Here is a 26,094-nt window from a genome sequence, read left to right on the forward strand (position 1 = left end):
ATGCAATAAAGTAAAAAGGCTGTCGCAGGACAGCCTTTTTACTTTATACAGATCGTTTAATATTCGTCTTCATTAAACATAAAATCTTCCTGCGAAGGATAGTCGGGCCAGATGTCTTCGATGCTCTCGTACACCTCGCCTTCGTCTTCGAGTTCCTGCAGGTTTTCGATCACCTCGATCGGTGCGCCGGAACGAATGCTATAGTCGATCAGCTCGTCTTTTGTGGCGGGCCAGGGAGCTTCTTCAAGGTAGGATGCTAATTCCAATGTCCAAAACATTTCGCTACAATTTATTGGTTACGAAAAGGTAAAGTATAAATTACTATGCCAATTTAAAGCACTTTGCGCTTTTCAATTTTCCGCAAATGTAGCAGGATTCACCAATTTTCCAAACGAAGTTCGCCGAGCAGGAAAAGGCCTTCGTTTTTTGCGGATATTTGGCCTCTTTACAAGTTGTATGCTGACAGCGACCAATATTCACAAACGATATGGCACGGTAGACGTTCTGAAAGGCGTAGATGTTACCATCAATAAAGGCGAAGTGGTAAGTATCGTCGGGCCCTCCGGCTCGGGCAAATCCACCTTCCTGCACATCCTGGGCACCCTCGACAAACCCGACCAGGGCGAGGTGCACCTGCACCAACAAAATATTACCCGCCTGCAGGGGAACTCGCTTTCTTCCTTTCGCAACAAGCACATTGGCTTTGTTTTCCAGTTCCATCACCTGCTGCCCGAGTTCTCTGCCCTCGAAAATGTCTGCATTCCCGGCTGGCTGACAAAGAAGAACAAAAGCGACGTGAAAAGCAAAGCTGTTTCCCTGCTGAAGACCCTGGGCCTGGGACATCGAATTGAAAACAAGCCGTCACAACTATCCGGCGGTGAACAGCAACGGGTGGCCGTGGCAAGGGCCCTGATCAACAGTCCGGAAATTGTTTTTGCCGACGAACCCACCGGCAACCTGGATACTGCCAATGCAAAAGAGCTTCACCAGTTATTTTTCGAATTGCGTCGCCAGTTCCAGCAAACATTCCTGATCGTTACACACAACGAAGAACTGGCGCAGCTAAGCGATCGTGTGTTGCACATGAAAGACGGGAAGATCGTCTGAATTGTGAGGAAGTGGTTTTGGGAACAAAGGAGATACGGGCTACATTCCAGCCTCTCCAGGTCGTCCGACGCATCCCAAAAATCACGGTTCCGACAGTACCTTTGCAACCCATGACAGATTTTCCACACGACAGCATCAAACCTTTTTCGGAAGAAGGCCCTAAGAAAGTACAGGTCAGCGAAATGTTCGACCGCATTGCCCCCCGCTACGATTTCATGAATCGCTTCCTGAGTGCCGGTATAGACCGTAGCTGGCGCAAAAAAGCCATCCGGTATTTTACCAAAGACCAACCCCGGATCATCCTGGACGTGGCGACCGGAACCGGTGATATGGCCATCCAGGCCAACCGGATGTTGGCGCCTGAAAAAATAATTGGCATTGATATTTCTACTAAAATGCTGGCGATCGGACGAGAAAAGATCAGCAAGGAAGGCCTAAACGAAAAGATCGAACTGGTGAGCGGCGACGGCGAAACAATAAACTTTCCCGATGCAACGTTTGATGGCGTGATGGTTGCCTTTGGTGTTCGCAATTTCGAAAACCTGGACCAGGGGCTTCGGGAGATCTTACGGGTAATGAAACCGGGTGCGCAACTGGTGGTGCTGGAATTCAGCAAACCCCGCATACCGGGAATCAAAACGTTGTACAACTTCTACATGGGCGTTGTGGCACCGCAACTGGCAAAGTTGTTCAACCAGAATAAACAGGCTTACCAGTATTTGAATGAGTCAGCCAAAGCATTTCCGGATCGCCAGTTATTTGTGGACATCCTGAACAAAACCGGGTTTTCCAATACCTATTATCAATCGCTAAGCTTAGGAATATGTTGTATTTACAGTGCAAGAAAAAGAGCCTGAAAAAAATTGCTTTCCTTGGTGCCCTGCTGGCTTCCTTTTCCACGTTTGCGCAACAGCAACTGAACATGGAGGAACACGATCAGAAACCCTATTTTTTCGGGATTTCGCTGGGCTTTAACCGTTCGGGTTTCCGAACCGACCTGCACCCCAATTACCTGTTGCAGGATAGCATCCTGACGGCCCAATCCGTTCCTTCCATTGGATTCAACCTGGGTCTTTCGGCGACGGTTCGCCTAAGCCCGCGATTTGAATTACGGGCCAACCCCCAACTCATGTTCATGGACCGGAGCATCCAGTACACTCTTCGCTACCCCGACAAGTTGGACAATGCGTACGTCATTGACAAAAAAGTGGAGTCGGTCATTGTCAGTGCCCCACTGCAGCTTCGCTTCCTGTCGGACCGGATCGGGAACTTTCGTGTGTACATGATGGGTGGCGGCAAGCTCGATTATGACCTGGCATCGAATGCGCAATCCAGAAACGCAGAAGACATGATCCGCATCCGCAAGTACGACTACGGCATTGAAGGCGGGATTGGGTTCAAGTTCTATTATCCCAGCTTCATCCTGGCACCCGAGATTAAAATCAGCAACGGCTTTCGTGACATGCATGGCAGGACTCCCAAACTCAATTATTCCAACGTACTGGACAAGATTAATTCCCGCATGATCGTTTTTACCCTCAACCTGGAAGGATAGTAACCTTTTAAAAATGAGCATAAGGTATTGAGCAGGCAGTGCGCAGTTGGCAGTCGGATCTCCGCTACAGCTTATTACGGACTTCTGATCACCTACTTGCTTTTATTCGGGCTAATTAGTTTAATCCTATTCGGTTCTTCTACGAAAAGACGTCATTGCTGGCTCTCAAGGCCAGCATTTTTTTTTGCACGATCGCGAATGAATAGCATCAGCCCAAAAAGAAAGACACGCCAGTAGCATGTCTTTCCGTGATCGTATCAACCAAATTTTTTATTCATCAACCATGCCTGTTTGCTAAAATTCAAACTCCCGCCGGTGCATGTTCCAGCGAACCCCAATGTTCAACACCGTTGTATTTTTTGAAGGCATAGTTCCATAAGCATTCTGCTTGCGCACAACCGCATTGGCTTCGAGAAACAGGTTGGGCCTGACCTGGTAAGAAAGCAGCAACGACGCATAGGCAACTTTAGCCAGTGCGCCCGACCCTACTTCAAAGCCATAGTCGCTAGTGCGATAGGGAAAACCGTAGGGAAGAAAAATATTGGAGCCATAACTGACCCTTCCCGTATCGCGGCCCTGTTTGTAAAAAAAGGCTTTGGCCTGCAACAGCCATTTGGGAGCAAACTGGTAACGCAGGCCCGCCAGCACCTCGTTGAAATTGGCGCCCAGCGGATGGGCCAGCGGCAGATTATCATGGGTCCAGTTCGCAACCGAATCGCTGTGTGAATAGGTGAACGGACGCACCCGGTTCAGTTCAACCTGCAGGTCCAGGTTGTCGATGCCAAAGGCATCAATGTATTTTGCACCCATCTGGAAAGCAAACTTGTTGCCCCACCATTTTTTCCGCAATTCCGATAGTTTGAATTCATCCAGCAATAACTGTCCATAGAGCTGAACATGATGGGCCAGGTTGGCTTTGGCATCGAGACCCACCAGGGCATTGTCCGAACTCCCGTTTTGCTGTTCGGCAGACCGGTAAAAAATCACCGGGTTCAGGTAAGAAAAATCAAAGTGCTCGGGGCGGCCAAAAACGATTCCTTCAAACAGGCCAATGTTCAGCCACTTGGTTATGGAAGCATCCAAGTGATGAATGGCCGCGTATTTTTTCACCAGGTAATGGTCGCCGCCACGAAGGTGTGCATTCGTCAGCTCCATGAAAATATTCTGGTAGTTCAACTTCCAGATGCGTGTATTCAGTCGCAGGAACAAAGCGTTGTTGGCAAAATCGCTCAGGAACAAACTGCGGTAACCGCTGCCGATAAAGTTTTTGTCGTATCCAAACGAAACATCAATATACTTGGTAGCATTGACAGTGATCGTACCACGGGCATCAAAATAATCGAGTCCCGTCCCTTTGAATTCTTTGTAATACCCGGCACCCGGCACAGCCTGCCGCTCGATCACGTAAGACTGCACATATTTCGGGTCCCGTTCCTGGTTATCGGTCACGTAAGCCGAAAACCCGACTTTGTTGGCAATGTACCCCCGCAATGTGATCCCGCGGGTATTGAGGAACAGATGCTCGGTGCTGTTTTGCTCCTTCCCTACCGTGTATTGGAAGACCGGGTTGACGACCAGGAAAAAATCTTTGGCGTTTACTTCCAGTGCATTGGCCGGCGTCTTGTAAAACACATTCAGGATTGGCTTCTTGCTCTGAAACTTGCGAGTGGAGAATTCGCTGTTTTTCTGCAGGGCCAGTTCGGCATTGTACAGGTCCACCCTTGTAAGACGGCTGCCAACAAGGTTCGTGGCTTGCACAGCGTTGTCCGCTATTGGCGAGATTTCGCCCGCAGATTGGACCGCCCGTCCTGCGTCGGCGTATTTTTCAATCACAGGAATGAATTGTCTGCGGCTGTAGGGTTTTGTTTTTGAAAAATTCAAAATCGAATCGGTGCCGGCCTTGATCTCCATCCTCTCCAGCAGGATGTTTTCGGCCGCACCCTGGGGCAGGTACGTTGTTGTTTGCGAAAAGGAAACAAAAGGAAAACACAGAACCGAAAGCACAACGAGGGTTTGTTTATATTGCATGCAGCAGGCGATTTAAATAAAAAGTGATGCAAAAATACCTGATTAAGAACATTCAGATTGTCAACGAAAACAACATTCAAACAGGTGATGTGCTGGTAAGTGGCGAACGGATCGAAAAAATTGCCCCGCAGATCTCCAATGTCAATGCCCGGGAGATCAATGGTGAAGGAAAATTCCTGCTGCCCGGGGCCATCGACGACCAGGTGCACTTCCGCGAACCGGGGCTGACGCACAAGGCAACGATTTTTACCGAGTCCAGGGCCGCGGTCGCAGGCGGTGTTACCTCGTTCATGGAAATGCCCAACACGGTGCCGGCTGCACTGACACAAGACCTGCTCGAAGAAAAATACAGTACAGCGGCGGCCACCTCGCTGGCCAACTATTCCTTCTTTATGGGCACCGCCAACGACAATGCCGACGAAGTGCTGCGCACCAACGAGAAAAAACGCGAGGTCTGCGGTGTCAAAATTTTCATGGGTTCCTCCACCGGGAATTTGCTGGTGGATAATTATATGTCACTCGACAGGATTTTTCGCGAAAGCGAAGTGCTTATCGCCACACATTGCGAAGAGGAAAGCATGATCCGGGAAAATTACCAGCGGCTGAAAGCATCCAAGGGCGAACTGGAGCCATCCGACCATCCTATCATCCGGGATGAGGAGGCTTGTTTTGAATCGTCGTTCAAGGCCGTGCAACTGGCAAAAAAACACAACACCCGCCTCCATATCCTGCACATTTCCACCGAAAGGGAGTTGCAGCTTTTCACCAACATGCTGCCGCTGCAGGACAAACGCATCACCGCCGAAGTGTGTGTGCATCACCTGCATTTCACGTCCGACGATTATGCCAGCCTTGGCTACCGAATCAAGTGCAACCCGGCGATCAAGGCGCCGCACAACCGCGAAGCCTTGTGGAAGGCCTTGCTCGACGACCGGCTTGATGTTATTGCCACCGACCATGCACCGCACCTGTTGAGCGAAAAAACACCGCCCTACGAACATGCCCACGCCGGCCTGCCACTGGTGCAGCATTCCCTCTTGCTGATGCTCTATTATCACAAGCAGGGAAAAATTTCGTTGGAAAAAATTGCGCAGAAAATGAGTCACGCAGTAGCCGATTGTTTCCACATCAGCGACAGGGGCTATGTACGGGAAGGCGCCTATGCCGACCTGGTGATTGCGGACCTGCATGAAACGACAACCGTTCGCGAGGAAAACATTCTTTACAAATGCGGCTGGAGCCCGCTGGAGGGCACCACGCTTCCCGCCTCTATCACGCATACGTTTGTAAATGGCGCATTGGTTTATGAAAAAGGAAGGATAATTGACTCTCAGTTAGGAAAGCGGCTTTTGTTTAATCGCTAACGGCGAAGCGTGTATAGTGCAAAGGGAAACCTTCAATAATCAATCGGCAATGCAGATCGACAAAATCACCTTTAACGACATTTCGATTTTCCACCCGGAAGAGGAATCATCCATCTTTCACAAGCTGAACTTCACCCGGACCGTGGGTGGCAAGGAATGGCTGCGTCGTTTTTTTTCCGAACCGCACAATGACCTGAAGCGGATCCTTGGCACGCAACACATCATCAAAACCCTTTTGGAACACCTCGACGACTGGCCGCAGGACATCACCAACGGTACCATCCTGATGGTGGACAAATTCCTCGACTACAACCTCGACCCCATTCCGCCAAGCATTAATTCGTTTAACGCTTATTCATACAAACTCCTGCACAATGCCGATTACGCGATGGTGAAATATTCGGTTAAGCATTTTGCCGATTTCATGCGCGGATTGCAAGCGATCATCCAGCTTTTCGACACCCGGGAACTTCCCGCCTACCTTGCTTTTTATCTCGACCGGATGAAGAAACTGTTGCAGGAAAAACCCCTGCAACAACTAAGCGCTACCCGCAGCGATGAAAAATTTTCGCCGCAGCAAAATCTTTACTTCGGCTATCACCTGCGGGTGCATTTTAAAACCGAATTGCTGGAACTGATCGACATTTACAGCCGTCTCGAAGCCTGGTGGTCTATGGCTATGGCCGTCAAAACTTACGATCTTCATTTCCCGCAATTCGTGGAGCAGGACGAACCTTATCTGAAAGCCGAAGGCCTTTATCACCTTCTTCTGCAAAAACCCGTCGCCTACGACCTGGTGATGCATCCCAATGAAAACTTCATTTTTTTAACTGGTGCCAACATGGCCGGCAAGAGCACCCTGATCAAGTCGGTGGGATCGTCGGTATTCCTGGCGCACATGGGCATGGGCGTTCCTGCGAAGAGCATGGAACTTTCTCTTTTCGACGGCTTGCTTACCAACATCAACGTCGCCGACAACATTGCCAAAGGCGAAAGCTATTTTTTTAATGAAGTGCAACGAATCAAGAACACGATCTATAAAATCAACGACGGCCGCAAATGGCTGGTGTTGATCGATGAATTGTTCAAAGGCACCAATGTGCAGGATGCGATGAAATGTTCGCTCACGGTGATCAAGGGACTTATCAAGATCAAAAACTCGCTGTTCATTCTCTCCACACATCTCTACGAAATTGGCGAGGAACTGAAGCAATATCCCAACATTGCATTCAAGTATTTTGAAACAACCGTCTCGGAAGACCAGCTTTCATTCAGCTACCAGTTAAAAGACGGCATCAGCAACGACAGGATCGGTTATGTGATTTTGCGGCGGGAAAAAGTGGTGGAGATGCTGGAGAAATTATAAGCTCGCACAATGTCCCGGATTGGCTTATTTTGAATGTTCATTTTGACTCTATGCAAAAAGGTTTGCTTGTCCTCCTTTTATTTCTGACCACTTGCCTGAATGCCCAGGATATTGATGTACAGCATTACACATTCCGACTGGAACTATCCGACTCCGGTTCAGCCATCAGGGGAAATGCAACGGTTGAATTCAAAGCCCTGCACAACCTCACATCCGTCACACTGGATCTGACAGGCCGGAACGGTGCAACAGGCATGGAGGTGACAGGCATTTACCAGGCAGAAAGAAACGACAAACGCCTTTCTTTTTCTAATGTGAACGACCAGTTGATCATCTCGCTTGCCGACACCATAAAAAAGGGAGCAACGGAAAAGCTGACCATCGCGTATTGGGGCCTGCCCGACGATGGGCTGATCATCGCAAAGAACAAATTTGGAGAGCGGACATTTTTTGCCGACAACTGGCCCAACCGTGCCCACCACTGGATCCCCTGCGTTGACCGTCCCGACGACAAAGCTTCGTTTGAGTTTTTCGTAACGGCGCCATCGCATTACAGCGTGATCTCGAACGGAGAGAAGGTGGAAGAAAAAGAGCTTGGCCGCGGACGCAAGCTGACGCATTGGAAAGTAAACATTGCCCTGCCCACAAAAGTCATGGTGATCGGCGTAGCCCGCTTTGCGGTGAAAACCTTCGACGACAGTCCGCCCAACCTGCCCGTGAGTGCCTGGGTGTATCCACAAGATAGCACCAAAGGATTTTACGATTATGCATTGGCGACAGAAATCCTTCGGTTCTTCTCCGGCTATATTGCCCCCTTTCCTTATAACAAGCTCGCCAATGTACAGTCGACGACGATTTTTGGCGGTATGGAAAATGCTTCCTGCATTTTTTACGACGAGCACTCCGTTACCGGTAACCGCGACTCCGAAGACCTTCTGGCCCACGAAATTGCGCACCAGTGGTTTGGCGACATGGCTTCCGAAAAATCATTTGCCCATCTGTGGCTAAGCGAAGGTTTTGCCACATACTTCACCGACCTGTATTTCGAAAAAAAGTACGGTCAGGAAGCGGTGGTTGCACGGCTGAAAAAAGAACGCGGCGAGGCAGTTGAATTTGCACGCCATTCAGCCAGTCCCGTAGTTGACTCGACGGCCAACCTGATGTCGCTCCTCAATGCCAACAGCTATCAAAAAGGTGCCTGGGTGCTGCACATGCTGCGCAACGAGGTTGGCGACTCTTTATTTCAGCAAATCATCCGCAGCTATTACCAGCAATACAAAGGCGGCAATGCCGACACAAGGGATTTTGAAGCCGTAGCGGAAAAGGTTTCCGGTAAAGATCTCTCGTCCTTTTTTGCACAATGGCTCTATCGTCCCGGCATTCCGCAACTGGCGGTGACGAAATACAACGTGAGGGGTGCGCTGGTTGTGCAGGTCACACAAAAGCAAAAAGCCCTCTATACCTTTCCAATCGAAATTTTAGTTGAAGGTGAAAACGGGAAAAAGCAACGCTACCGGGAATTGGTTGCAACCGCAAAAAGCAGTTTTCAATACCGGCCCGGGTTTGCGGTTAAAAAAGTCACGATTGATCCCGATTGCAAGCTTTTATATGCGGCCTACTGAACCCGGTTTGCAAAATAAAAGCCGCTGAAAATTTCAGCGGCTAAACCTTTTCACGTTTCACATTTGACGTTTCACCTATACCAGCATCGTCACCGGGTTCTCCAGGTATTTCTTGAACGTTTGCAGGAAGCCGGCACCGACGGCACCGTCCACGCTGCGGTGGTCACAGCTCAGGGTTACTTTCATGACGTTGCGTACACCAAAGCCATCGCCTTTGCGCACCACTTCTTCTTTGATGCGACCAACAGCCATGATGGCACTGTCGGGTGGGTTGATGATGGCCGTGAATTCATCAATATCCATCATCCCCAGGTTGGAAATGGTGAACGTATTTCCGGTGAATTCGTTCGGTTGTAATTTTTTGTTCCGGGCCTTGCCAGCCAGTTCTTTTGTTTCGGCAGCGATCTGGCTCAGTGTTTTTTGATCGGCAAAGCGGATCACCGGCACGATCAAACCATCTTCAATGGCAACAGCCACACCAACGTGCACGTGCTGGTAAGTACGAATGAAATCGCCCATCCACGAGCTGTTGACGGCGGGGTGCTTGCGCAGGGCCATGGCCACGGCTTTCACCACCATATCGTTGAACGAGATTTTTACATCACTCACTTCGTTCATTTGCGTGCGGGCCTGCATGGCATTGTCCATCACAATTTCCATGGTCAGGTAGAAATGCGGCGCACTGAATTTGCTTTCGCCAAGGCGCTTCGCAATCACTTTCCGCATTTGCGAAACATTGGTATCAGAATAGCCTTCCTGCCCGGAAACAACCGGTTGCGCTGCGGCCTGCGGCTGTGCGCTAGCGGCTATCGGCTGACTGGCGGCCGCCTGCTGCGGCTTGAAGTTATCGATGTCGGCTTTGGTGATTCGTCCGCCATCTCCGCTGCCCTGTACCTGGCGCAGGTCAATGCCTTTTTCCTGGGCCATTTTCTTTGCCAGCGGCGACGCTTTGATGCGGCCGTTTTCGGCTTGCGGCTCGGCGCTTTGCGCCTGGGGCTGGGTTTCGCTTTGTTGCGGCGCTTCTGCTTTTGCGCTTTGCGGCGTTGCGCCCCCGCCACCTTTTGCGGCAGCAACAATGGCGTCCACGTCTACTTTACCCGGCTCTCCGATAATGCAAAGCAGATCGTTCACGGCAATCTTTTCGCCCTGTTTGGCTCCCTGGTATAAAAGCTTTCCATTCTTGTAGCTTTCCAGTTCCATGGTCGCCTTATCGGTTTCAATATCGGCCAGCAATTCGCCTTTCTTCACATCATCACCCACCTGCTTGTGCCAACCGGCGATTACACCTTCTGTCATTGTATCGCTGAGACGGGGCATCAGCACGACTTCCTCCATCTTGGAAAGATCAAGAGAAGGAGAAGATGGAGATGCAGGTTGGGGTTGGGGCTGGGGCTGAGACTGCGGTTGAGAAGGTTGCGGCTGTGCGGCGTCCTGCGCCTTCGGAACAGCCGTTTGCGTAGCGGCTTTGCCGCCACCCGAAACATATTGTGAAATATCTTCTCCCGGTGCACCAACAATGGCCAGGAGGTCATCGACATTAATTTTTGCTCCCTTTTCTCCACCAATGTGCAGGAGCGTGCCTTCCTTGTAGCTTTCGAGCTCCATGGTGGCCTTGTCGGTTTCTATTTCAGCAAGCAAATCACCTTTCTTTACAGAATCACCTACCTTTTTATGCCAGGCTGCAATCACCCCTTCGGTCATCGTATCACTCAGGCGGGGCATTAAAATCACTTCGGCCATTGTGTGTTTTTGTTTGAGGGCCGAAATTAAAGGAAAACAGGGAAAAATGCGTTTTACCCCGAAGTTTAGCCCAGAAAACCCCGGCACGTCCTGCAAGAGAGTCAGGGCTTTTACGATTATCATCCGCGGAAGGACTGCGGCAGTACCGGAAACCCTCTTCCCAGGCTTGCACGGGCAACGCCTCCGGGGGCGATGGCCGGGGTTTTACTTTCTGATTTTTCTTTGTAGTTTCAGGCTGTTTATGAAATACGGTTTTTTTTTACTACCTGTTTTCTTTCTGCTTTTGGGATGTGCAAAGACTGTCGAGAAGGCCAAGGAAAACGCTGTCCTCAGTGCAATGACGGATGGCCAGTGGCGGATGACACGGTTCGACAGGGCCGGGCATGACCTGACAACCAATTTTGCCCCCTACCGCTTCCAATTCCAAAAAGACAATACGGTTCAGGCAATCAACAATGGCATTCCGGAACGAACAGGAACCTGGTCGGCCGACCCAATCGCACAAACCATCACTTCCTTCTTTGCAAATGCAGGTGAACCGGTTTCGCTGTTGAACGGAACCTGGAAAGTCACCAACAACAGTTGGACGTTTGTAGAAGCCACACAAACAGTTAACGGTGAAGCACTGAAACTTCGGATAGATAAATAAAGAAAGGACATTTAACCAGGCCTGGTAGACCGAAACGCCGAAGAAAGTTGTGGTGCAAAAATTCCCGGGAATGATTTTTGTTAGGACTTCTCGACCGTACATGTAAAACGAACCCACGCTTTACTGCAAAGCGTATAACGAGAATTTGATGCTGAGATTTTTATTCCTAACCTATGTGTGTATTTGGCTCACCAATGTTGCCGAAGCGCAGGCACCATCACCGTCATTTACCGCTTCCGCCACTTCGGGATGTTCCCCGCTGGTTGTGAGTTTTACCGATCAATCGGGTGGCAAGCCGACAGCATGGGTTTGGGATTTTGGCAACGGCGCTTCGTCAACACTTCAAAACCCGTCGACGACTTACTTCCAACCGGGCACTTATACCGTAACATTGAAGGTCACCAACGCCAATGGCTCTACGACGCTGACACAGGCCAATTACATTACCGTTTTCGATAAGCCAGAAGCCAGTTTTGCCGCCAGCGATTCCGTGGGCTGCTTTCCGTTTCCCGTGCAGTTTACCGACCTTTCCAAAGCCAGCGCCGGAACCACCAACACCGCCTGGACCTGGGACCTTGGCGACGGCACACAATCCAACGAGCAAAATCCCCAAAGAACGTATTTATATAGTGGTTCGTATTCGATTTCCCTCAAGGTCACCAACGACAAAGGCTGCTGGAGCACGGCAACGAAGCTGGCTTATATCAAAATACCAGGCGGCGCCAAAGCCGACTTCACTGCACAGAAATCCACAGCATGCCGCCTTCCCATTACGGTGAATTTTACCAATGCCTCCAGCGGTTCAGGAGTCTTGCGTTACACCTGGGATTTCGGTGACGGCACCACAGCCAGCGACATCAATCCATCGCATACCTATACGCAGCAAGGTGTCTACACGGTTACGCTGATCACCCAAAACAGCAGTGGCTGCAGCGATACGATGCGAAAAGAAAACCTGCTGACGCTGGGGAACACCACCAGCAGTTTTACGGCGCCGGACCCGGTTTGCACGAACAACAACATCAGTTTTACCAATACGTCTTCCGACTCGGCCCTGTCGGTAAAATGGGATTTTGGCGACGGCACGACGTCAACGGCTGTCAGCCCTGTAAAATCGTTTGCCTCGCCAGGCATGTACACGGTCAAACTCGTTCAAAACTTCAGCGCCTGCACCGATTCGGCGACAAAAAACATCCAGGTGGTAGCGAACGCCACGGCCGCATTCACCTCTGCTAAAACGGAAAGTTGCCAGGCACCCTTGACGGTTTCGTTTCAAAACAAATCATCCAACGCGGTAAGCTACCGCTGGGACTTTGGCGATGGCAGCAGCTCTACCGACATTTCGCCAACACATACGTATACAGGCTATGGCTCCTATACCGTGACGCTGCTGGCCAGCAATGCGGCCGGCTGCACCGATAGTGTGCGGATGCCGGATTATGTAAAACTGGCCAAGCCTTCCATCAGTTTTAACGGCCTACCTGCCAAAGGCTGCGCCCCCTTTACCCATACGTTCAGCGCAACGATCAATTCTTCCGACCCAGTCGTTTCGTACTTGTGGAATTTTGGTGAAGGCACAACATCAACCGAGGCTTCTCCCACGTTTACTTATACCGAACAGGGAATTTATACCGTAAGCCTGACCGTCACAACAGCGAGCGGCTGCAAAGAAACGTATTCACTGGCCGAAGCCCTGACGCTGGGCCAAAAGCCGGTGGTCAATTTCAGTCGCGTGCCCGATGAGTTTTGTGCCTTCCAGGAAGTCTTTTTCAGCACCTATGCCAGCGATCCCACCTCGTGGAACTGGGACTTTGGCGATGGCGGACACTCCACCAACCCCAACCCGCTTTACCAGTACAACGACACCGGCACCTTCACGGTACATGTGATCGTGGAAAGACAGGGCTGCGCCGACACGCTTTTATTTCCCCAGCAAATCCGGATCAAGCCGCCCATTGCCCGTTTTAGCTATACAACCGATTGTAATTACAAACCGCTGTGCACGTTCAAAGACGAGTCGCTGGGTGCAACCTACTGGCAGTGGAAATTTGGTGACGGCGAGATTTCCTACGAACAAAACCCGGTTCATATTTATCCCAAAGACGGCACCTATACCGTTCAATTGCTTGCCGGAACGTCCTCTTGTTATCACATTACCACCAAAGTGGTTCATGTTACATCAAGCGTCAAACCGGACTTCACCATTTCACCGGCCTCCGTGTGCAAAGGCGGCACGGTTTCGTTTGCGGCTGATCTAAGCGACTCGGCCAATATTGTCCGGTATGCGTGGGATTACGGAAACGGCAACCCGATTGACTCTGGTACCACGGCCAGCACAGTGTATACGAAATCGGGATACTACACGGTAAGCATGATCATCACCGATATCAATGGCTGCGTGGACACCGTGGCAAAGCCAAACGCGGTTAAAATCAACGGCCCCACCGCCATGTTCCGGCTGGCCAATCTGGTTAATTGCCGGGGATCGAATGTGACCCTTACCGATGCTTCGACTGGCGACGGGCAAAGTAAAATCGTCCGCTGGCAGTGGAATCTTGGTGATGGCACTGTAATCGACACCACCACACCAGGCCCGGTGCGTCACTTGTATTCTACCATCGATTCGTTCAGCATCCGCCTGCTGGTTACCGATACGGCCGGATGCACCGACCAGACTGCGCTTCCGCTGCTGGTGAAAAAAGAAGGCATCATTGCAGATTTTGTTGCGGCCGACACGATCACTTGCCCGGGTTCGAAAATTTCGTTTTCGAATTTGTCCAAAGTTCCTGCTGCCTACACCAGTCGCTGGAGTTTTGGCGACGGCAGCAGTGCTGTTGATCAGAACCCCGTCATAGCCTACAAGACCGATGGCGTTTACACGGTCAAGCTCACGATCAACGATGGCAATGGCTGTACCGATTCGCTGAGCCGCAACGCCTACATTACGGTCAAAAGCCCGCAGGCTTCCTTTTCCGTAAGCAACACTGCCAGTTCCTGTTTACCGTTCAAGGTTCAGTACACCAACACGTCAAGCAATTACATTCAGCAGGTGTGGGACCTGAATGGGGGCACCAGCACGGCGCCCAATCCGACCCAGTATTACACCGAACCGGGCGTTTACAAAACCACGCTGGTTGTAACAAGTCCCGGCGGCTGCACAGACACGGCTGCAAAAAATATTACCGTGTACAATGCGGCCGATGCGAAACTAAACTACCTGCCGCTGAACGGCTGCAAACCCCTGAACGTCGACCTGCAGGCACACAGCCCTCAAAAAATGAGTTACGTGTGGGACTATGGCGATGGCACCATCGTGAGCAGCGATGACACACTTTCCCGCCATACCTACCTGTCGTTTGGCGATTTTATTCCTAAAGTCATTATGCGGGATACGGCGGGATGCGTGATACCCGTGACCGGCACCGAAACGATCCGGATCAAAGGCGCGACGGCCAAATTCGGAATGGACAGGCAACTCCTATGCGACAGTGGCATGGTGCAGTTTATCGATTCTACCACCTTCAACAATCCGATTACATCTTATACCTGGAATTTCGGCGATGGTGCAACATCGTCTGCAACAGCGCCTTCGCACCTGTTTGCTCAACCGGGCAGCTACACGGTTTCGCTCAGTGTAGTAACCCAGAACAACTGTGTGGATACCTTCCGCTTCTATCCCCTCAAAGTGGTAGCCTCGCCATCGATCGTGATCGGTGGCGACTCGGTGGTCTGTGTCGGCGAAGGCATGGCGCACCTGGGGCTGTATTCCCGCCCCGACACATCGCTGGTGAAGTGGACATGGCAGTTCCCCAACGGCCGAAGCTCCGCCCTTCAAATGCCACCCCGCCAGGTCTACAGAACGGCGGGAAACTTTACCGTTCAGGCCATGGCAATCAACAGCAGCGGTTGCCAGGCAATGACAACGCGGAACATTCTCGTCAACCCCCTGCCTTCGGTTACGCTCCCCTCGGTGATCACGACCAAACAGGCATCGCCTGTGCTGATCCCTGCCGTTTACTCGGATGTGATGCAATCGTACCAGTGGAACCTGCCGGAAGGCCTGAGCTGTACCACCTGCCCGCAACCCATGGCCGCACCGAAGCTGAATACCAAATACAACGTGACGTTTGTGGACAGGAACGGCTGCCGCAATACCGGCGAAGTGCAGGTGATCGTGTTGTGCAACAACGACAATGTTTTTGTCCCCAACACCTTCTCCCCCAACGGCGATGGCAGCAACGACGTGTTTTATGTGCGGGGCAAAGGCCTGAGCCGGGTCAAGACCCTGCGGATTTTCAACCGCTGGGGACAAGTGGTGTTTGAAAGAACTAACTTTAGCGTGAACGACCCTTCCATGGGATGGAACGGCACCTTCAAGGGCATCAAGTCCGAACCGGGTGTGTATGTTTACCAGGTGGAAATCTTTTGCGACAATAGCCAGGTGATTACATTTGAAGGGAATGTGGCGCTGATCCGGTAAACGGGAAACGCCAGGCCCCATCGCGTAAGTAGCTCTCCAATATCAACGAAAATCCTGTAAAAGTCCTGCCCTGAATTCCTATGAGCAGCCGTAAACAACAATGAAACAGAAGTTGACAAAACTTCTGCAGAAACACCAACTTGATGGCCATGAAATATTTGCGTGCAACCGGTTTACGTCTTCTCGCCCTTATTTGCTGCGTGCAGCTTTCGGCGGCTTGCTTTTCGCAGGACATCCATTTTTCGCAGTTTTTCGAAGCGCCACTCTTGCGCAACCCCTCGCTGGCCGGCATTTTCTCCGGCGACATCCGGGTGCAGATGGTGTATCGCGACCAATGGAACAGCGTGACAACGGCCTACAAGACAGCTTCGGTCAACGGCGAATATAAAATGCCGGTTGGCAAGGGAAATGATTTTGTAACGGCCGGCCTCCAGTTGCTGCAGGATCGTGCCGGCGCCGTATCGTGGGTGACGACACATGTGTTGCCGGCGTTGAATTACCATAAATCGCTGAGTGAAGAAAGAACCAAATACCTGTCGGTTGGCTTTATGGGCGGTTGGGTGCAGAACCGGTTCGACCGGAGCCGCATGACCACCAACACCATGTACGACGGAAACGGCGATGGCGAAACCTTTTTACAACCCAAATACAGTTACTGGGATGCATCAGCCGGCATGAGCTACAATGCGCAATTGAATGCCAACCCCGAAAACAATTTTTACGTCGGCGTTGCCTACCACCATTTCAACAAACCCAAAAACTCGGTGTACAAAGACCCCTCGGTGGAACTATCGCCGAAGGCAGACATTTCAGCGGGCATCCGGTTTGCCGTGGCCGATGCGAGTTACATTACCATCCAGGCCAACCAGTCTTTCCAGGGAGGCTATAAAGAAAGTATTGTAGGCGCCTTGTATGGCGTGAAGCTGGGCGACGACCTGGACAACCCGAAATACACCCTGCATGGCGGCGCTTTTTTCCGGGTGAACGATGCGCTGATCCCGGTGCTCAAAATGGATTACAACCCGTTTTCGTTTTCGGTGAGTTACGACGTCAACATTTCGCAACTGCGGTCGTCTTCTTACGGTCGCGGAGGATTTGAACTGGGCCTTTCGTATGTTGGTTTTACCGACCGCGATAACTCAACGCTGAACGCGGTAGTGTGCCCGAAATTTTAATAGCAGATGGCAGAAGACGGATGACAGCACCTTTCCGTCATTTGTTCTTCCTGATCGATCGCCTGTTTAATATTCATCCTTACCAGGTGCCTCATCTAACTTAGGGGCTGTCATCCGTCAGCGTTACGCCATCATCGATTCACTAATACGGCTTTGCTTCCTGCGAAACTTCTCTTGCCTGCTGCACACCTTCTTCGGTTTGGGTAGCGCCGGAAGGAGCACCCACTTCACCGGCATTTTTCTGTTTGCTTTTCAAGCCTTCAGCCACGCGGCGGCCGTAATCGGCATCGGCTTTGGTGAAGTTCTCGATCATTTTATCCTGGATGATTTTGTTGGCATTGGCCAGGGTATTCACCAGGTTGCTGATCAGTTCATCGCGTTCCCAATCTTCGAAATTGCGGTAGGTTTCTCCGGCCTGTTTAAAATCGTTTTTGCGATCGATTTTTTGGCGAACCAGTCTTGCATTGTACAGCGGTTCGTAATCCTTCCCGGCTTTCGGCGCTTCCTTTAATCCGCCAAGGCTTGACGGCTCGTAGTTGACGTGCGGGTTCACTCCCGGAACAAGGTCCTGGTGATAGGCCATCTGGCCGTCGCGTTGGTTGGTGGCTACTTTGCAACGCGGTGCATTGATGGGCAATTGCAAATAATTGGTGCCAATCCGGTACCGCTGCGTATCAGAGTACGAGAAGGTTCTTCCCTGCAGCATTTTGTCATCGGAGAAATCCAATCCGTCCACCAGCACACCGGTGCCGAAGGCTGCCAGTTCCACTTCGGCAAAATAGTTGACCGGGTTCCGGTTCAGGGTCATTTTACCCACCGGCAACCAGGGGAACTGGTCTTTTGGCCATAGCTTGGTATCGTCCAGCGGATCAAAGTCCAGTTCGGGATGATCGTGGTCTTCCATGATCTGCACCAACAATTCCCACTGCGGGTAGTCGCCTCTTTCAATGGCCTCGTACAGGTCCTGCGTGGCGTGGTTGAAATTCTTGGCCTGGATTTCCGCCGCTTGTTCCTGCGTCAAATTTTTGATTCCCTGCAACGGTTCCCAATGATATTTCACCAGCACAGCTACTCCGTCTTTATTGACCCATTTGTACGTGTTCACACCGGAGCCCTGCATCTGGCGGTAGTTGGCCGGGATGCCCCAGGGCGAAAACAGGAAGGTGGCCATGTGCGTGGATTCGGGTGTATTGCTGATGAAATCAAAAATGCGTTCGCCGCTTTGGATGTTGGTTACCGGGTCGGGCTTTTGCGAGTGAATCAGGTCAGGGAATTTCAACGCATCCCGGATGAAAAATATTTTCAGGTTGTTGCCCACCAGGTCCCAGTTGCCATCCTCGGTATAAAACTTCACTGCAAAACCGCGGGGATCCCGCAGGGTTTCCGGTGAGTGGCCGCCGTGTCCAACCGTGGAAAAACGCACAAATACCGGCGTTTGTTTTCCTTTTTCCTGGAACAATTTCGCACGGGTGTATTTCGAAATGGGCTCGCCGCCAACGGTGCCGTAGGCTTCAAACACGCCGTGGGCGCCGGCTCCCCTTGCATGCACAACACGCTCCGGGACCCGCTCCCGGTCGAAGTGCGACATTTTTTCCAGGAACTGGTAGTTCTCGAGCGTTGCCGGCCCCCGGTTGCCGACGGTGCGCAAATTCTGGTTATCGGTAACAGGATGCCCCTGCCGGGTGGTCAGGAAAGCAGGTTCCTGGCCCTGGCCGTTGCCTTGTTTGCCGTTGCCGTTGTTTTGTTCTGTGATCATAAAATTTCGTTTGAATGGTTAACGAAAAAAGGTTTTGTTCCGCAGCCACGCTGCCTCGATAAATCTACCGAAGTGCAATTGCTTGCATGCTGACAAAAGTCACCGAATAAACGTATAGACAAAAACAAATCTTTCTATACTTTTATTGATATTATCTATGAGATGAACTTGCAGCAACTCGAATACATTGTAGCCGTCGACACGCACCGTCACTTTGAAAAGGCGGCCGAGCAGTGCTTTGTCACACAGGCCACCCTGAGTATGATGATCAAAAAGCTGGAGCAGGAACTCGACGTGATCCTCTTCGATCGCAGCAAGCAGCCTGTTGTACCCACCGAAACAGGCAAGGCCATCATCGAACAGGCCCGGGTGATTTTAAAAGAAACGCAACAACTGAAACTGCTTTCCAAAGAGGCCAAGTCGGGCATTGCAGGCGAACTGCGGATCGGCGTCATTCCGACCGTGGCTCCCTACCTGCTGCCGCTTTTCCTCACGGCGTTTTTGAAAAAATTCCCCGCGGTCAAGCTAAAGATTGTTGAACAAACCACCGAGCATTTGCTGCGTCTCCTGTCTACGGACAAACTGGACGTGGCGATCATGGCCACGCCGCTGTCGGAAAAAGGATTTTTGGAAACACACCTGTTTTACGAGGAGTTCAAAGTATATGTGGCAGAAACCAACCGGAGCCTGAAAAAGAAATACATCCTTGCCGAAGACATCGACATCAACAAGCTGTGGCTCCTGGAAGAAGGCCACTGCCTGCGGTCGCAGGTATTGAACCTTTGCGAAATCCAGAAACAGCAGGCCATCGTGCATCATCTCGACTACGAAACGGGCAGTATCGAAAGCCTGCTGAAGATCACCGAAATGAACGGGGGCATTACCATCGTACCGGAACTGGCCACGATCCATTTTGAGAAGAAAGTCAAAGAAAAACTGCGGCATTTCAAGCCGCCGGTACCGGTGCGGGAAATCAGCCTTGTTACCTACCGGCATTTTGTAAAAAAAGGATTGCTGCACGTGCTGGAAAAATCCATTGTGCAGGCAGTGAAGGCGTATCTTCCTCAAAAAGAAGAAACCGACGTGATTGCCGCTTCCTAGCTTTGGTTTACTTCTTTCAACCATTTTCCTGAACAACTGTTCGTACAAAAAACAACAACATGCAGATAGAAATCGGTCAACCCGCGCCAGGCTTCACCCTGTACAACACCGAGAAACAGCCGGTCACGCTTTCGGAACAAAAAGGCAGCAATGTGCTCCTGCTCTTTTTCCCGCTGGCCTTCACTTCCGTTTGTACGGCCGAACTTTGTTCGGTACGGGATAATTTTAAACTTTACGAAAGCCTGCAGGCAGTGCCCATAGGCATCTCCGTGGATTCGTTGTACACGTTGAAAAAATTCAAAGAAGAGCAAGCACTGAATTTTGATTTGCTCAGCGACTTTAACAAAGAAGTCTCCGCAGCTTACGGCTCCCTGTACGGGCAGTGGGGATTTGGCATGCGGGGCGTTTCCAAGCGGTCGGCTTTTATCATTGATAAAAACGGAGTCGTGCAGTATGCGGAGGTATTGGAGAATGCTGGCGAGCAACCCGACTTTGCCGCCATCCGCGAAAAGCTGGCGGCCTTAACGTTGTAGTTTACATTTTATTGCCATTTTTCGGCAAGACCTTTGTATTTTCCTATTCTTGGAGTATACTTGTACTCCGATCACAAATCCTAAAAAGCCAGTATTTGAAGAAATTTTTACTTATACTGTCCCTGTTTGCAGGGACACTCGCGACAAAAGCACAAAACAAGCCCCTCCCCCTTTCGGGCATGCAGGCTTCTATTGTGCGATTTTTCCCCAATCCGGCATCCTCTTCGATCAGTTTTGATTTTCAAAAAGATTACGAGCAGGGCTATTCTATCCAGATTTTCAATGCCATCCTCGGCCGGAAAATGTTTGAACTAACCAACATGCCGGAACGCATGAGTGTGAACCTTGCCGATTTCAGCCGTGGGATTTATATCTACCAGCTCCGCGACCGCAGTGGCCGCATGGTGGAATCAGGAAAGTTCCAGGTAGCGAAATAATTGTCTCTGAACCGGGATTTGAGAGACGCATCGGATAAAAGGATATAAAATCATTTAAAAAAAGAAAGTCGTTCTTTAACAGAGCGACTTTTTTTTATCCCATAAATCCCATTCATCCCGGTTCAGACAACCTGCACAATCAAAAATTTCAGGTAATTGGTATTCTCCATGTTCCAGATAATGGGGTGGTCGGACGACTGGGCCTGGAAGGTGACCTGCCGCAGTTTGCGACGGGCATCTTTGGCGGCCATGTCGATGATCTGAAGAAAAAGTTCGGGCTGCACAAGGTTGGTGCAACTCGATGTAACCAGGAATCCGCCCGGCTTCACCAGCTTCATCCCGCGAAGATTGATCTCTTTATACCCGGTGATCGCTTTCTGAATAGTGGCGCGGCTCTTGGTAAAAGCCGGCGGATCGAGCATGACCACGTCATAACGCCGGCCCTCTTCCTTTCCCCATTGCTTCAGCACGTCAAAAGCATTGGCGGTTTCAAACTTCACGATGTGTTGCAACCCGTTTAGTTCCGCATTTCGGTTGGCCTGGGCCACGGCATTTTCAGAAATATCGATGCCTAAAACTGATTTGGCACCGTAATGCGCCGCGTGGATCTCAAACGTGCCGGTATACGTAAAGGCACCCAATACGTCGGCTCCTTTGACAATGTGTTGAATGGCCCGACGGTTGTCCTGCTGGTCCAGGAAATAGCCGGTCTTCTGGCCGTTCTCCAGGTCCACATGGAACTTTAAGCCATTTTCGTTAATGATGATTTTGGGATCGAAAGGTTCTGACAAAACGCCTTTTTGCTGCGGCAGGCCTTCCAGTTCCCGTACCGGCACATCGTTGCGTTCGTAAATGCCTTTGGGCTTGAAAACAGTCTGCAGGGCTTTTACCAGCGCCGGTTTCCATACGTCGATACCCAGTGCCAGGGTTTGAATAACGAAATAGTCGTTGAACTTGTCAATAATCAACTGCGGCAGGCCATCGGCTTCGCCAAATACCAGGCGGCAGTTTTCTTCATAACCGATCTGTTTTTTATAGGCCCAGCATTCCCGGATCTTCTCCAGGAAATAGGCTTCGTTGATCTCGGTCTTTTTGTCCCAGGTCAGCAGCCGCACCATGATCTGCGACTGCGGGTTGAAATAGCCTTTGCCCACAAATTTCCCGTCGTGAAAATAAACCTCCACAATGCTGCCGGCTTCGGGGCTTCCCTCCACTTTTTCCACTTCGTTGGCAAAAATCCAGGGGTGGCCGCCTGCTATCCGTTGGGCGATCTTCCGCTTCAGGTGAACTTTCTTCATGGGCGCAAGCTACTAATTTGAACATGTGAAAATGCGAAAATGTCGGTTAAGGCGCTCCGTGTCCTGCATTTTCGAATTTTCATATTAACACATTTTCAAATTAAAAGACATTTTGTCCTTTTCGTAGGCATTGGCAACGTTCTTGAAACCTACCTTTGCACTTCAATTTTTTCGACCATGAATAAACCAGAAATGCAGGACAAGAGCATGGAAACAGAAAACAACGGATTCAACATCAATGCCGATGAAAACGTGGACGGTAACCAGCATTTGAACGAACCTGTTGCGGAAGAATCCGAAACAGAAACGCTGAAAGAACAAATTGCGCAATTGAACGACAAATACCTGCGGCAGGCTGCCGAATTCGATAACTTCCGCCGCCGCACGGCCAAGGAAAGAGTGGAACTGATCCAAACGGCGAGCAAAGACCTGATCAAAGATCTGTTGGACGTACTGGACGACAGCAACAGGGCTCAGGAGCAACTGGAAAAAACAGATGACATTGCCCAAATCAAAGAAGGGGTAAACCTGGTTTTTAATAAATTTCGCAATACGCTGACGGCAAAAGGCCTGAAGCCGATGGATGCTGTGGGCACAGAATTCGACCCCGATCTGCACGATGCGGTGACGGAGATCGATGCCGGTGAAGACATGAAAGGCAAAGTCGTGGCCGAAGTGCAGAAAGGCTATTACCTGCAGGATAAAATCATTCGCCACGCCAAAGTGGTAGTGGGCCGGTGAAGGAATCAGAAAGCCCAAGGCTTTCAAACCATAAAAAATTTCTTTAAAAAAAAGCCGTAAGGTGAACCGGCAACGGGATACTAATGACGCTCTCGTGGCGTCGCATACACCAGGTTCGGCACGAGGCCGAACGACTAAAGAGGAAACAACAACATGTCGAAAAGAGACTATTATGAGATACTAGGTGTCAGCAAAGGCGCAGCGGCGGATGAGATCAAAAAAGCTTACCGCAAAGTGGCCATGCAGTATCACCCCGACCGCAACCCGGGAGACAAATCGGCCGAGGAAAAATTCAAGGAAGCGGCTGAGGCCTACGAAGTGCTGAGCGACACCGATAAGCGTTCGCAGTACGACCGGTTTGGGCATGCCGGCGTTAGCGGCAACGGCCGTGCCGGCCATGGCAATATGGAAGACATCTTCAGCCAGTTTGGCGACATCTTTGGCGAAGACATTTTCGGTTCTTTTTTTGGCGGTGGCGGTGGTGGCCGGCGCAGCGGCGGAGGCCAGCGTGCCCGCGGGGTTCGCGGCAGCAACCTGCGCATCAAACTGAAGCTGACGTATGAAGAAATTGCCAAAGGCGTTACCAAGAACATCAAGGTGAAGAAATACGTTCCCTGCACCACGTGCAGCGGCAGCGGTGCCAAGGATAAAAGCAGCGTACAAACCTGCGGAACCTGTGGCGGAAGCGGCCAGGTACGGCGGGTAACCAACACCTTCCTGGGTCAAATGCAAACCGTAACCACCTGCCCGACCTGTAATGGCGAAGGCAGCACCATCACGGCAAAATGCGGAAGCTGTAAAGGCGAAGGACGGGTGTATGGCGAAGAAACCGTCAACATCGACATCCCGGCCGGCGTACAGGAAGGCATGCAGCTCAATATCAGCGGACGCGGAAATGCCGGCGAACGCGGTGGCTCGCCCGGCGACCTCATTATCCTGATCGAGGAAGAGGCGCACAAGGAACTGCAGCGGGAAGGATTGAACGTAGTATACGAACTGCACATTTCGTTTCCGGATGCCGTTTTCGGAACCCAACTGGAAGTGCCCACCATCGATGGACGGGCCAAGATCAAGATCCCGCCGGGCACGCAAAGCGGCAAGATCTTCCGCCTGAAAGGCAAGGGCTTCCCTGCTGTAAACAGCTACGAAAAAGGCGACCAACTGGTGCATGTGAATGTGTGGACGCCGCAGCATGTGTCGTCGGAGGAAAAGTCTACCCTGGAAAAGCTGGCGAATTCGCCCAACTTCAAACCGGCGCCGGACAAAAGCGAAAAATCATTCTTCGATAAAATGCGGGAAATGTTCTCGTAACGTATGACCGCACCGAACAAAACGGAAACCGGAAGCAACCCTTAGTCTTCCGGTTTCCGTTTTTTTGTGCCGTAAATTTTTTTGGCCAGCTCTACCAGCCGCAGAAATTCCACCTGTGAAAAATTATTCGGATTTACGGCCGGCCGGGCAATGGTCAGCACGTCGTTCCAGGAAGTGTTCTTGACATAAGGAGAACTGCGCAACAACGACCCGAAAAGCACCACAGCCGCGGCAAACCTGTCGGAAGGGGCAAGCTCGGCGAATGGCGTGTAGGTCAATGCAGGGCGGTCAGCCAACTCGTTTTCCACGTGCAGGTCCGGATGCTTGTATTGCAACGTAAAATCCACCGGGCTGACGACACCTTCCTTTACACTTTGTGCAGGTACAATCTCGAAGGCGGCAAGCATAGAATAGCCCGGGCCGATCTCTCCTCCCAGCAGCGTGGCGGCAGAATCACTGAGAGCACTCACCTTGTTATCGAAACCGATCACCCGGTATTCTTTCACATAGGCAGGATTGAAATGAACCGTCAGCGATGCATCGTCTGCCACGGTGTGCAGGGTTTGCAAAAATTCTTTCAGCAGCACTTTTTCCATTTCAATATAGCTGTCTAGATAAGCAAAGTTCCCGTTGCCCCGCTGCGCCAGCGACTGAATCTTCGAGTCTTTATAATTGCCCATTCCCACCCCCAGGCAGGTCAGGTACACACCGTCTTTGCGTTCCTTATCGATCATTTCTTCCAACTCTTCTTCCCGCTTGATTCCGACGTTGAAATCACCGTCAGTTGCCAGGATCACACGGTTGTTTCCACCCTGGATAAAATGTGCCCGTGCAAGGCTATAGGCCAGCTTGATGCCCGACTCACCCGGCGTAGAACCACCCGGCTCCAGGTTGTCGATGGTGTTCAGAATTTTTGTTTTTTCGGCGCCGCTGGTGGGGAAAAGGGCCACGCCAACCGAACCTCCGTACACCACGATGGAAACCGTATCGATGGGCCGCAGGTGCGACACAAGCGCTTTGAACCCGCTTTTCAGGAGCGGGAGGCGGTTGGGAAAATCCATGGAGCCCGAAATATCGATGAGAAAAACCAGGTGACTCTGCGGTACCAAATCCAGGTCGATCTTTTTCGAATTGACCTGCGCAAACAGGAGTGCATTGTTCCGGTTCCAGGGGCAGGCGGTCAACGTGGCGTCGATGCCAAAGGTCGCACCATCCTTGGGCTCGCTGTAATAGAGGTTGAAATAATTGAGCATTTCCTCGATCCGCACGGCGTCCGGCGGCACTTCAGAAGAAAGCGAAAGAAAACGGCGGATGTTGCTGTACGAGGCCCTGTCAACATTCAGGGTAATGGCGGTTGACGGCCTTTCGGCTGCGCTGACAAAATCATTTTCCACCAGGGCTGCATAGGTTTCGTTGCCGGTCGCGTGGAGGGAAAGCTGCTCTTTCGGCACATTTTGCACCAGCGAAGATAGTTTGGCGGCTACCGTTGTTTTTTCCTGCGGTGCCTGCCTTAGAATGATTTCGTTGAAAACATCGGCGCGGATCTCCCGCTTCTCCTTTTCGTATCCTTCGCGGAGAAGGGTAAGCGTATCGGTTTTCCCCGGCGTCGGGATACCAAAACCGCCATCTTTTCCGCTGTGATACAAATACCCGCTGCTTTGCAATTGCATGGTGACATTTTGCAGCGGCGTGCCGCCCTCGTCTTTCACCACCCCCTTGATATAGTACGGTTGTGCAAACGGAAACAAAGGACCCAACAGCAGCAATACGACGATATGAATAGTGCCCTTCAATACAGTTAAACTGCCAAAAGGTACAAAACAAAAAGCGC

20 protein-coding genes are annotated in these 26,094 nt (G+C 51.1%); 14 read left to right on the plus strand and 6 right to left on the minus strand.

Annotation, left to right across the window (positions count from 1 at the left end; translation table 11 throughout):
• Positions 1-56: 56 nt before the first annotated feature.
• Positions 57-278 (minus strand): DUF2795 domain-containing protein, encoded by a 222-nt coding sequence (locus D6024_RS00230; RefSeq protein WP_121352089.1) that lies wholly within the window; start codon positions 276-278, stop codon positions 57-59.
• A gap of 178 nt (positions 279-456) precedes the next feature.
• Here D6024_RS00230 and D6024_RS00235 point away from each other — a divergent pair, with 178 nt between their 5' ends.
• The 3 genes from D6024_RS00235 to porT all read left to right on the plus strand — a co-directional run bounded on the left by D6024_RS00235 (position 457) and on the right by porT (position 2,662).
• A complete protein-coding gene (locus D6024_RS00235; RefSeq protein ID WP_121353418.1) occupies positions 457-1,107 on the plus strand; it encodes an ABC transporter ATP-binding protein in 651 nt (216 codons plus the stop codon).
• A gap of 110 nt (positions 1,108-1,217) precedes the next feature.
• Positions 1,218-1,964, plus strand: coding sequence for a bifunctional demethylmenaquinone methyltransferase/2-methoxy-6-polyprenyl-1,4-benzoquinol methylase UbiE (ubiE, locus tag D6024_RS00240; RefSeq protein WP_121352091.1), 747 nt, complete (start codon positions 1,218-1,220; stop codon positions 1,962-1,964).
• Positions 1,931-2,662 carry a type IX secretion/gliding motility protein PorT/SprT gene (gene porT / locus D6024_RS00245; protein ID WP_121352093.1) on the plus strand — a complete coding sequence of 244 codons (732 nt, stop codon included), beginning with the start codon at positions 1,931-1,933 and terminating at the stop codon, positions 2,660-2,662. The genes ubiE and porT overlap by 34 nt, the downstream gene beginning before the upstream one ends.
• Before the next feature lie 294 nt (positions 2,663-2,956).
• Here the strand turns inward: porT and D6024_RS00250 are convergent, their stop codons facing one another.
• Positions 2,957-4,690, minus strand: coding sequence for a capsule assembly Wzi family protein (locus D6024_RS00250; RefSeq protein ID WP_121352095.1), 1,734 nt, complete (start codon positions 4,688-4,690; stop codon positions 2,957-2,959).
• A 26-nt stretch (positions 4,691-4,716) separates the two neighbouring features.
• Between D6024_RS00250 and D6024_RS00255 the strand changes: the two genes are divergently transcribed.
• The 3 genes from D6024_RS00255 to D6024_RS00265 are packed head-to-tail and all read left to right on the plus strand — an operon-like array spanning position 4,717 to position 9,042.
• Complete coding sequence (locus tag D6024_RS00255) at positions 4,717-6,054, plus strand: dihydroorotase (RefSeq protein WP_121352097.1); 1,338 nt, start codon at positions 4,717-4,719, stop codon at positions 6,052-6,054.
• A 49-nt stretch (positions 6,055-6,103) separates the two neighbouring features.
• Positions 6,104-7,420, plus strand: a complete 1,317-nt coding sequence (locus D6024_RS00260; RefSeq protein ID WP_121352099.1) for a MutS-related protein — start codon at positions 6,104-6,106, stop codon at positions 7,418-7,420.
• Between the two features lie 50 nt (positions 7,421-7,470).
• Positions 7,471-9,042, plus strand: a complete 1,572-nt coding sequence (locus tag D6024_RS00265) for a M1 family metallopeptidase (RefSeq protein ID WP_162944437.1) — start codon at positions 7,471-7,473, stop codon at positions 9,040-9,042.
• 75 nt (positions 9,043-9,117) lie between these two features.
• Here D6024_RS00265 and D6024_RS00270 read toward each other — a convergent pair whose 3' ends face one another.
• Positions 9,118-10,782, minus strand: a complete 1,665-nt coding sequence (locus tag D6024_RS00270) for a pyruvate dehydrogenase complex dihydrolipoamide acetyltransferase (RefSeq protein ID WP_121352103.1) — start codon at positions 10,780-10,782, stop codon at positions 9,118-9,120.
• Between the two features lie 241 nt (positions 10,783-11,023).
• Between D6024_RS00270 and D6024_RS26445 the strand changes: the two genes are divergently transcribed.
• From D6024_RS26445 to D6024_RS00285, 3 genes are all read left to right on the plus strand, one after another.
• Positions 11,024-11,431, plus strand: a complete 408-nt coding sequence (locus D6024_RS26445; protein ID WP_162944438.1) for a hypothetical protein — start codon at positions 11,024-11,026, stop codon at positions 11,429-11,431.
• Positions 11,432-11,579: 148 nt separating this feature from the next.
• Positions 11,580-15,911 carry a PKD domain-containing protein gene (locus tag D6024_RS27490; RefSeq protein WP_121352106.1) on the plus strand — a complete coding sequence of 1,444 codons (4,332 nt, stop codon included), beginning with the start codon at positions 11,580-11,582 and terminating at the stop codon, positions 15,909-15,911.
• A 149-nt stretch (positions 15,912-16,060) separates the two neighbouring features.
• Entirely contained in the window at positions 16,061-17,086 is a 1,026-nt protein-coding gene (locus D6024_RS00285; protein ID WP_121353419.1) for a PorP/SprF family type IX secretion system membrane protein, read from the plus strand.
• 142 nt (positions 17,087-17,228) lie between these two features.
• Here the strand turns inward: D6024_RS00285 and D6024_RS00290 are convergent, their stop codons facing one another.
• Positions 17,229-18,839 carry a catalase gene (locus D6024_RS00290; RefSeq protein WP_394338452.1) on the minus strand — a complete coding sequence of 537 codons (1,611 nt, stop codon included), beginning with the start codon at positions 18,837-18,839 and terminating at the stop codon, positions 17,229-17,231.
• A 165-nt stretch (positions 18,840-19,004) separates the two neighbouring features.
• Between D6024_RS00290 and D6024_RS00295 the strand changes: the two genes are divergently transcribed.
• From D6024_RS00295 to D6024_RS00305, 3 genes are all read left to right on the plus strand, one after another.
• Entirely contained in the window at positions 19,005-19,943 is a 939-nt protein-coding gene (locus tag D6024_RS00295) for a hydrogen peroxide-inducible genes activator (RefSeq protein ID WP_121352110.1), read from the plus strand.
• Between the two features lie 59 nt (positions 19,944-20,002).
• Positions 20,003-20,476, plus strand: coding sequence for a redoxin domain-containing protein (locus tag D6024_RS00300; RefSeq protein ID WP_121352111.1), 474 nt, complete (start codon positions 20,003-20,005; stop codon positions 20,474-20,476).
• Between the two features lie 95 nt (positions 20,477-20,571).
• Positions 20,572-20,913: a T9SS type A sorting domain-containing protein gene (locus tag D6024_RS00305; RefSeq protein WP_121352113.1), complete on the plus strand. Its 342-nt coding sequence runs from the start codon at positions 20,572-20,574 to the stop codon at positions 20,911-20,913.
• 122 nt (positions 20,914-21,035) lie between these two features.
• Here the strand turns inward: D6024_RS00305 and D6024_RS00310 are convergent, their stop codons facing one another.
• Positions 21,036-22,211, minus strand: a complete 1,176-nt coding sequence (locus D6024_RS00310) for a class I SAM-dependent rRNA methyltransferase (RefSeq protein WP_121352115.1) — start codon at positions 22,209-22,211, stop codon at positions 21,036-21,038.
• Positions 22,212-22,388: 177 nt separating this feature from the next.
• Between D6024_RS00310 and D6024_RS00315 the strand changes: the two genes are divergently transcribed.
• Together D6024_RS00315 and dnaJ are read left to right on the plus strand one after the other, a co-directional pair.
• On the plus strand, positions 22,389-22,952 hold the full coding sequence (locus tag D6024_RS00315; RefSeq protein ID WP_240409889.1) for a nucleotide exchange factor GrpE: 564 nt from the start codon (positions 22,389-22,391) through the stop codon (positions 22,950-22,952).
• Positions 22,953-23,105: 153 nt separating this feature from the next.
• Positions 23,106-24,263 carry a molecular chaperone DnaJ gene (dnaJ, locus tag D6024_RS00320; RefSeq protein WP_121352117.1) on the plus strand — a complete coding sequence of 386 codons (1,158 nt, stop codon included), beginning with the start codon at positions 23,106-23,108 and terminating at the stop codon, positions 24,261-24,263.
• A 41-nt stretch (positions 24,264-24,304) separates the two neighbouring features.
• Here dnaJ and D6024_RS00325 read toward each other — a convergent pair whose 3' ends face one another.
• Positions 24,305-26,056 (minus strand): vWA domain-containing protein, encoded by a 1,752-nt coding sequence (locus D6024_RS00325; RefSeq protein WP_162944439.1) that lies wholly within the window; start codon positions 26,054-26,056, stop codon positions 24,305-24,307.
• Between the last annotated feature and the right edge of the window lie 38 nt (positions 26,057-26,094).

The sequence above is a fragment of the Flavisolibacter nicotianae genome, from assembly GCF_003628535.1.
Lineage (GTDB): Bacteria > Bacteroidota > Bacteroidia > Chitinophagales > Chitinophagaceae > Flavisolibacter > Flavisolibacter nicotianae.

Bases quoted from the DNA above. Each gene is read 5' to 3' on its own strand.
- D6024_RS00230 (WP_121352089.1), bottom strand. From the start codon at position 278: ATGTTTTGGACATTGGAATTAGCATCCTACCTTGAAGAAGCTCCCTGG.
- D6024_RS00235 (WP_121353418.1), top strand. From the start codon at position 457: ATGCTGACAGCGACCAATATTCACAAACGATATGGCACGGTAGACGTT.
- ubiE (WP_121352091.1), top strand. From the start codon at position 1,218: ATGACAGATTTTCCACACGACAGCATCAAACCTTTTTCGGAAGAAGGC.
- porT (WP_121352093.1), top strand. From the start codon at position 1,931: ATGTTGTATTTACAGTGCAAGAAAAAGAGCCTGAAAAAAATTGCTTTC.
- D6024_RS00250 (WP_121352095.1), bottom strand. From the start codon at position 4,690: ATGCAATATAAACAAACCCTCGTTGTGCTTTCGGTTCTGTGTTTTCCT.
- D6024_RS00255 (WP_121352097.1), top strand. From the start codon at position 4,717: ATGCAAAAATACCTGATTAAGAACATTCAGATTGTCAACGAAAACAAC.
- D6024_RS00260 (WP_121352099.1), top strand. From the start codon at position 6,104: ATGCAGATCGACAAAATCACCTTTAACGACATTTCGATTTTCCACCCG.
- D6024_RS00265 (WP_162944437.1), top strand. From the start codon at position 7,471: ATGCAAAAAGGTTTGCTTGTCCTCCTTTTATTTCTGACCACTTGCCTG.
- D6024_RS00270 (WP_121352103.1), bottom strand. From the start codon at position 10,782: ATGGCCGAAGTGATTTTAATGCCCCGCCTGAGTGATACGATGACCGAA.
- D6024_RS26445 (WP_162944438.1), top strand. From the start codon at position 11,024: ATGAAATACGGTTTTTTTTTACTACCTGTTTTCTTTCTGCTTTTGGGA.
- D6024_RS27490 (WP_121352106.1), top strand. From the start codon at position 11,580: ATGCTGAGATTTTTATTCCTAACCTATGTGTGTATTTGGCTCACCAAT.
- D6024_RS00285 (WP_121353419.1), top strand. From the start codon at position 16,061: ATGAAATATTTGCGTGCAACCGGTTTACGTCTTCTCGCCCTTATTTGC.
- D6024_RS00295 (WP_121352110.1), top strand. From the start codon at position 19,005: ATGAACTTGCAGCAACTCGAATACATTGTAGCCGTCGACACGCACCGT.
- D6024_RS00300 (WP_121352111.1), top strand. From the start codon at position 20,003: ATGCAGATAGAAATCGGTCAACCCGCGCCAGGCTTCACCCTGTACAAC.
- D6024_RS00310 (WP_121352115.1), bottom strand. From the start codon at position 22,211: ATGAAGAAAGTTCACCTGAAGCGGAAGATCGCCCAACGGATAGCAGGC.
- D6024_RS00315 (WP_240409889.1), top strand. From the start codon at position 22,389: ATGAATAAACCAGAAATGCAGGACAAGAGCATGGAAACAGAAAACAAC.
- dnaJ (WP_121352117.1), top strand. From the start codon at position 23,106: ATGTCGAAAAGAGACTATTATGAGATACTAGGTGTCAGCAAAGGCGCA.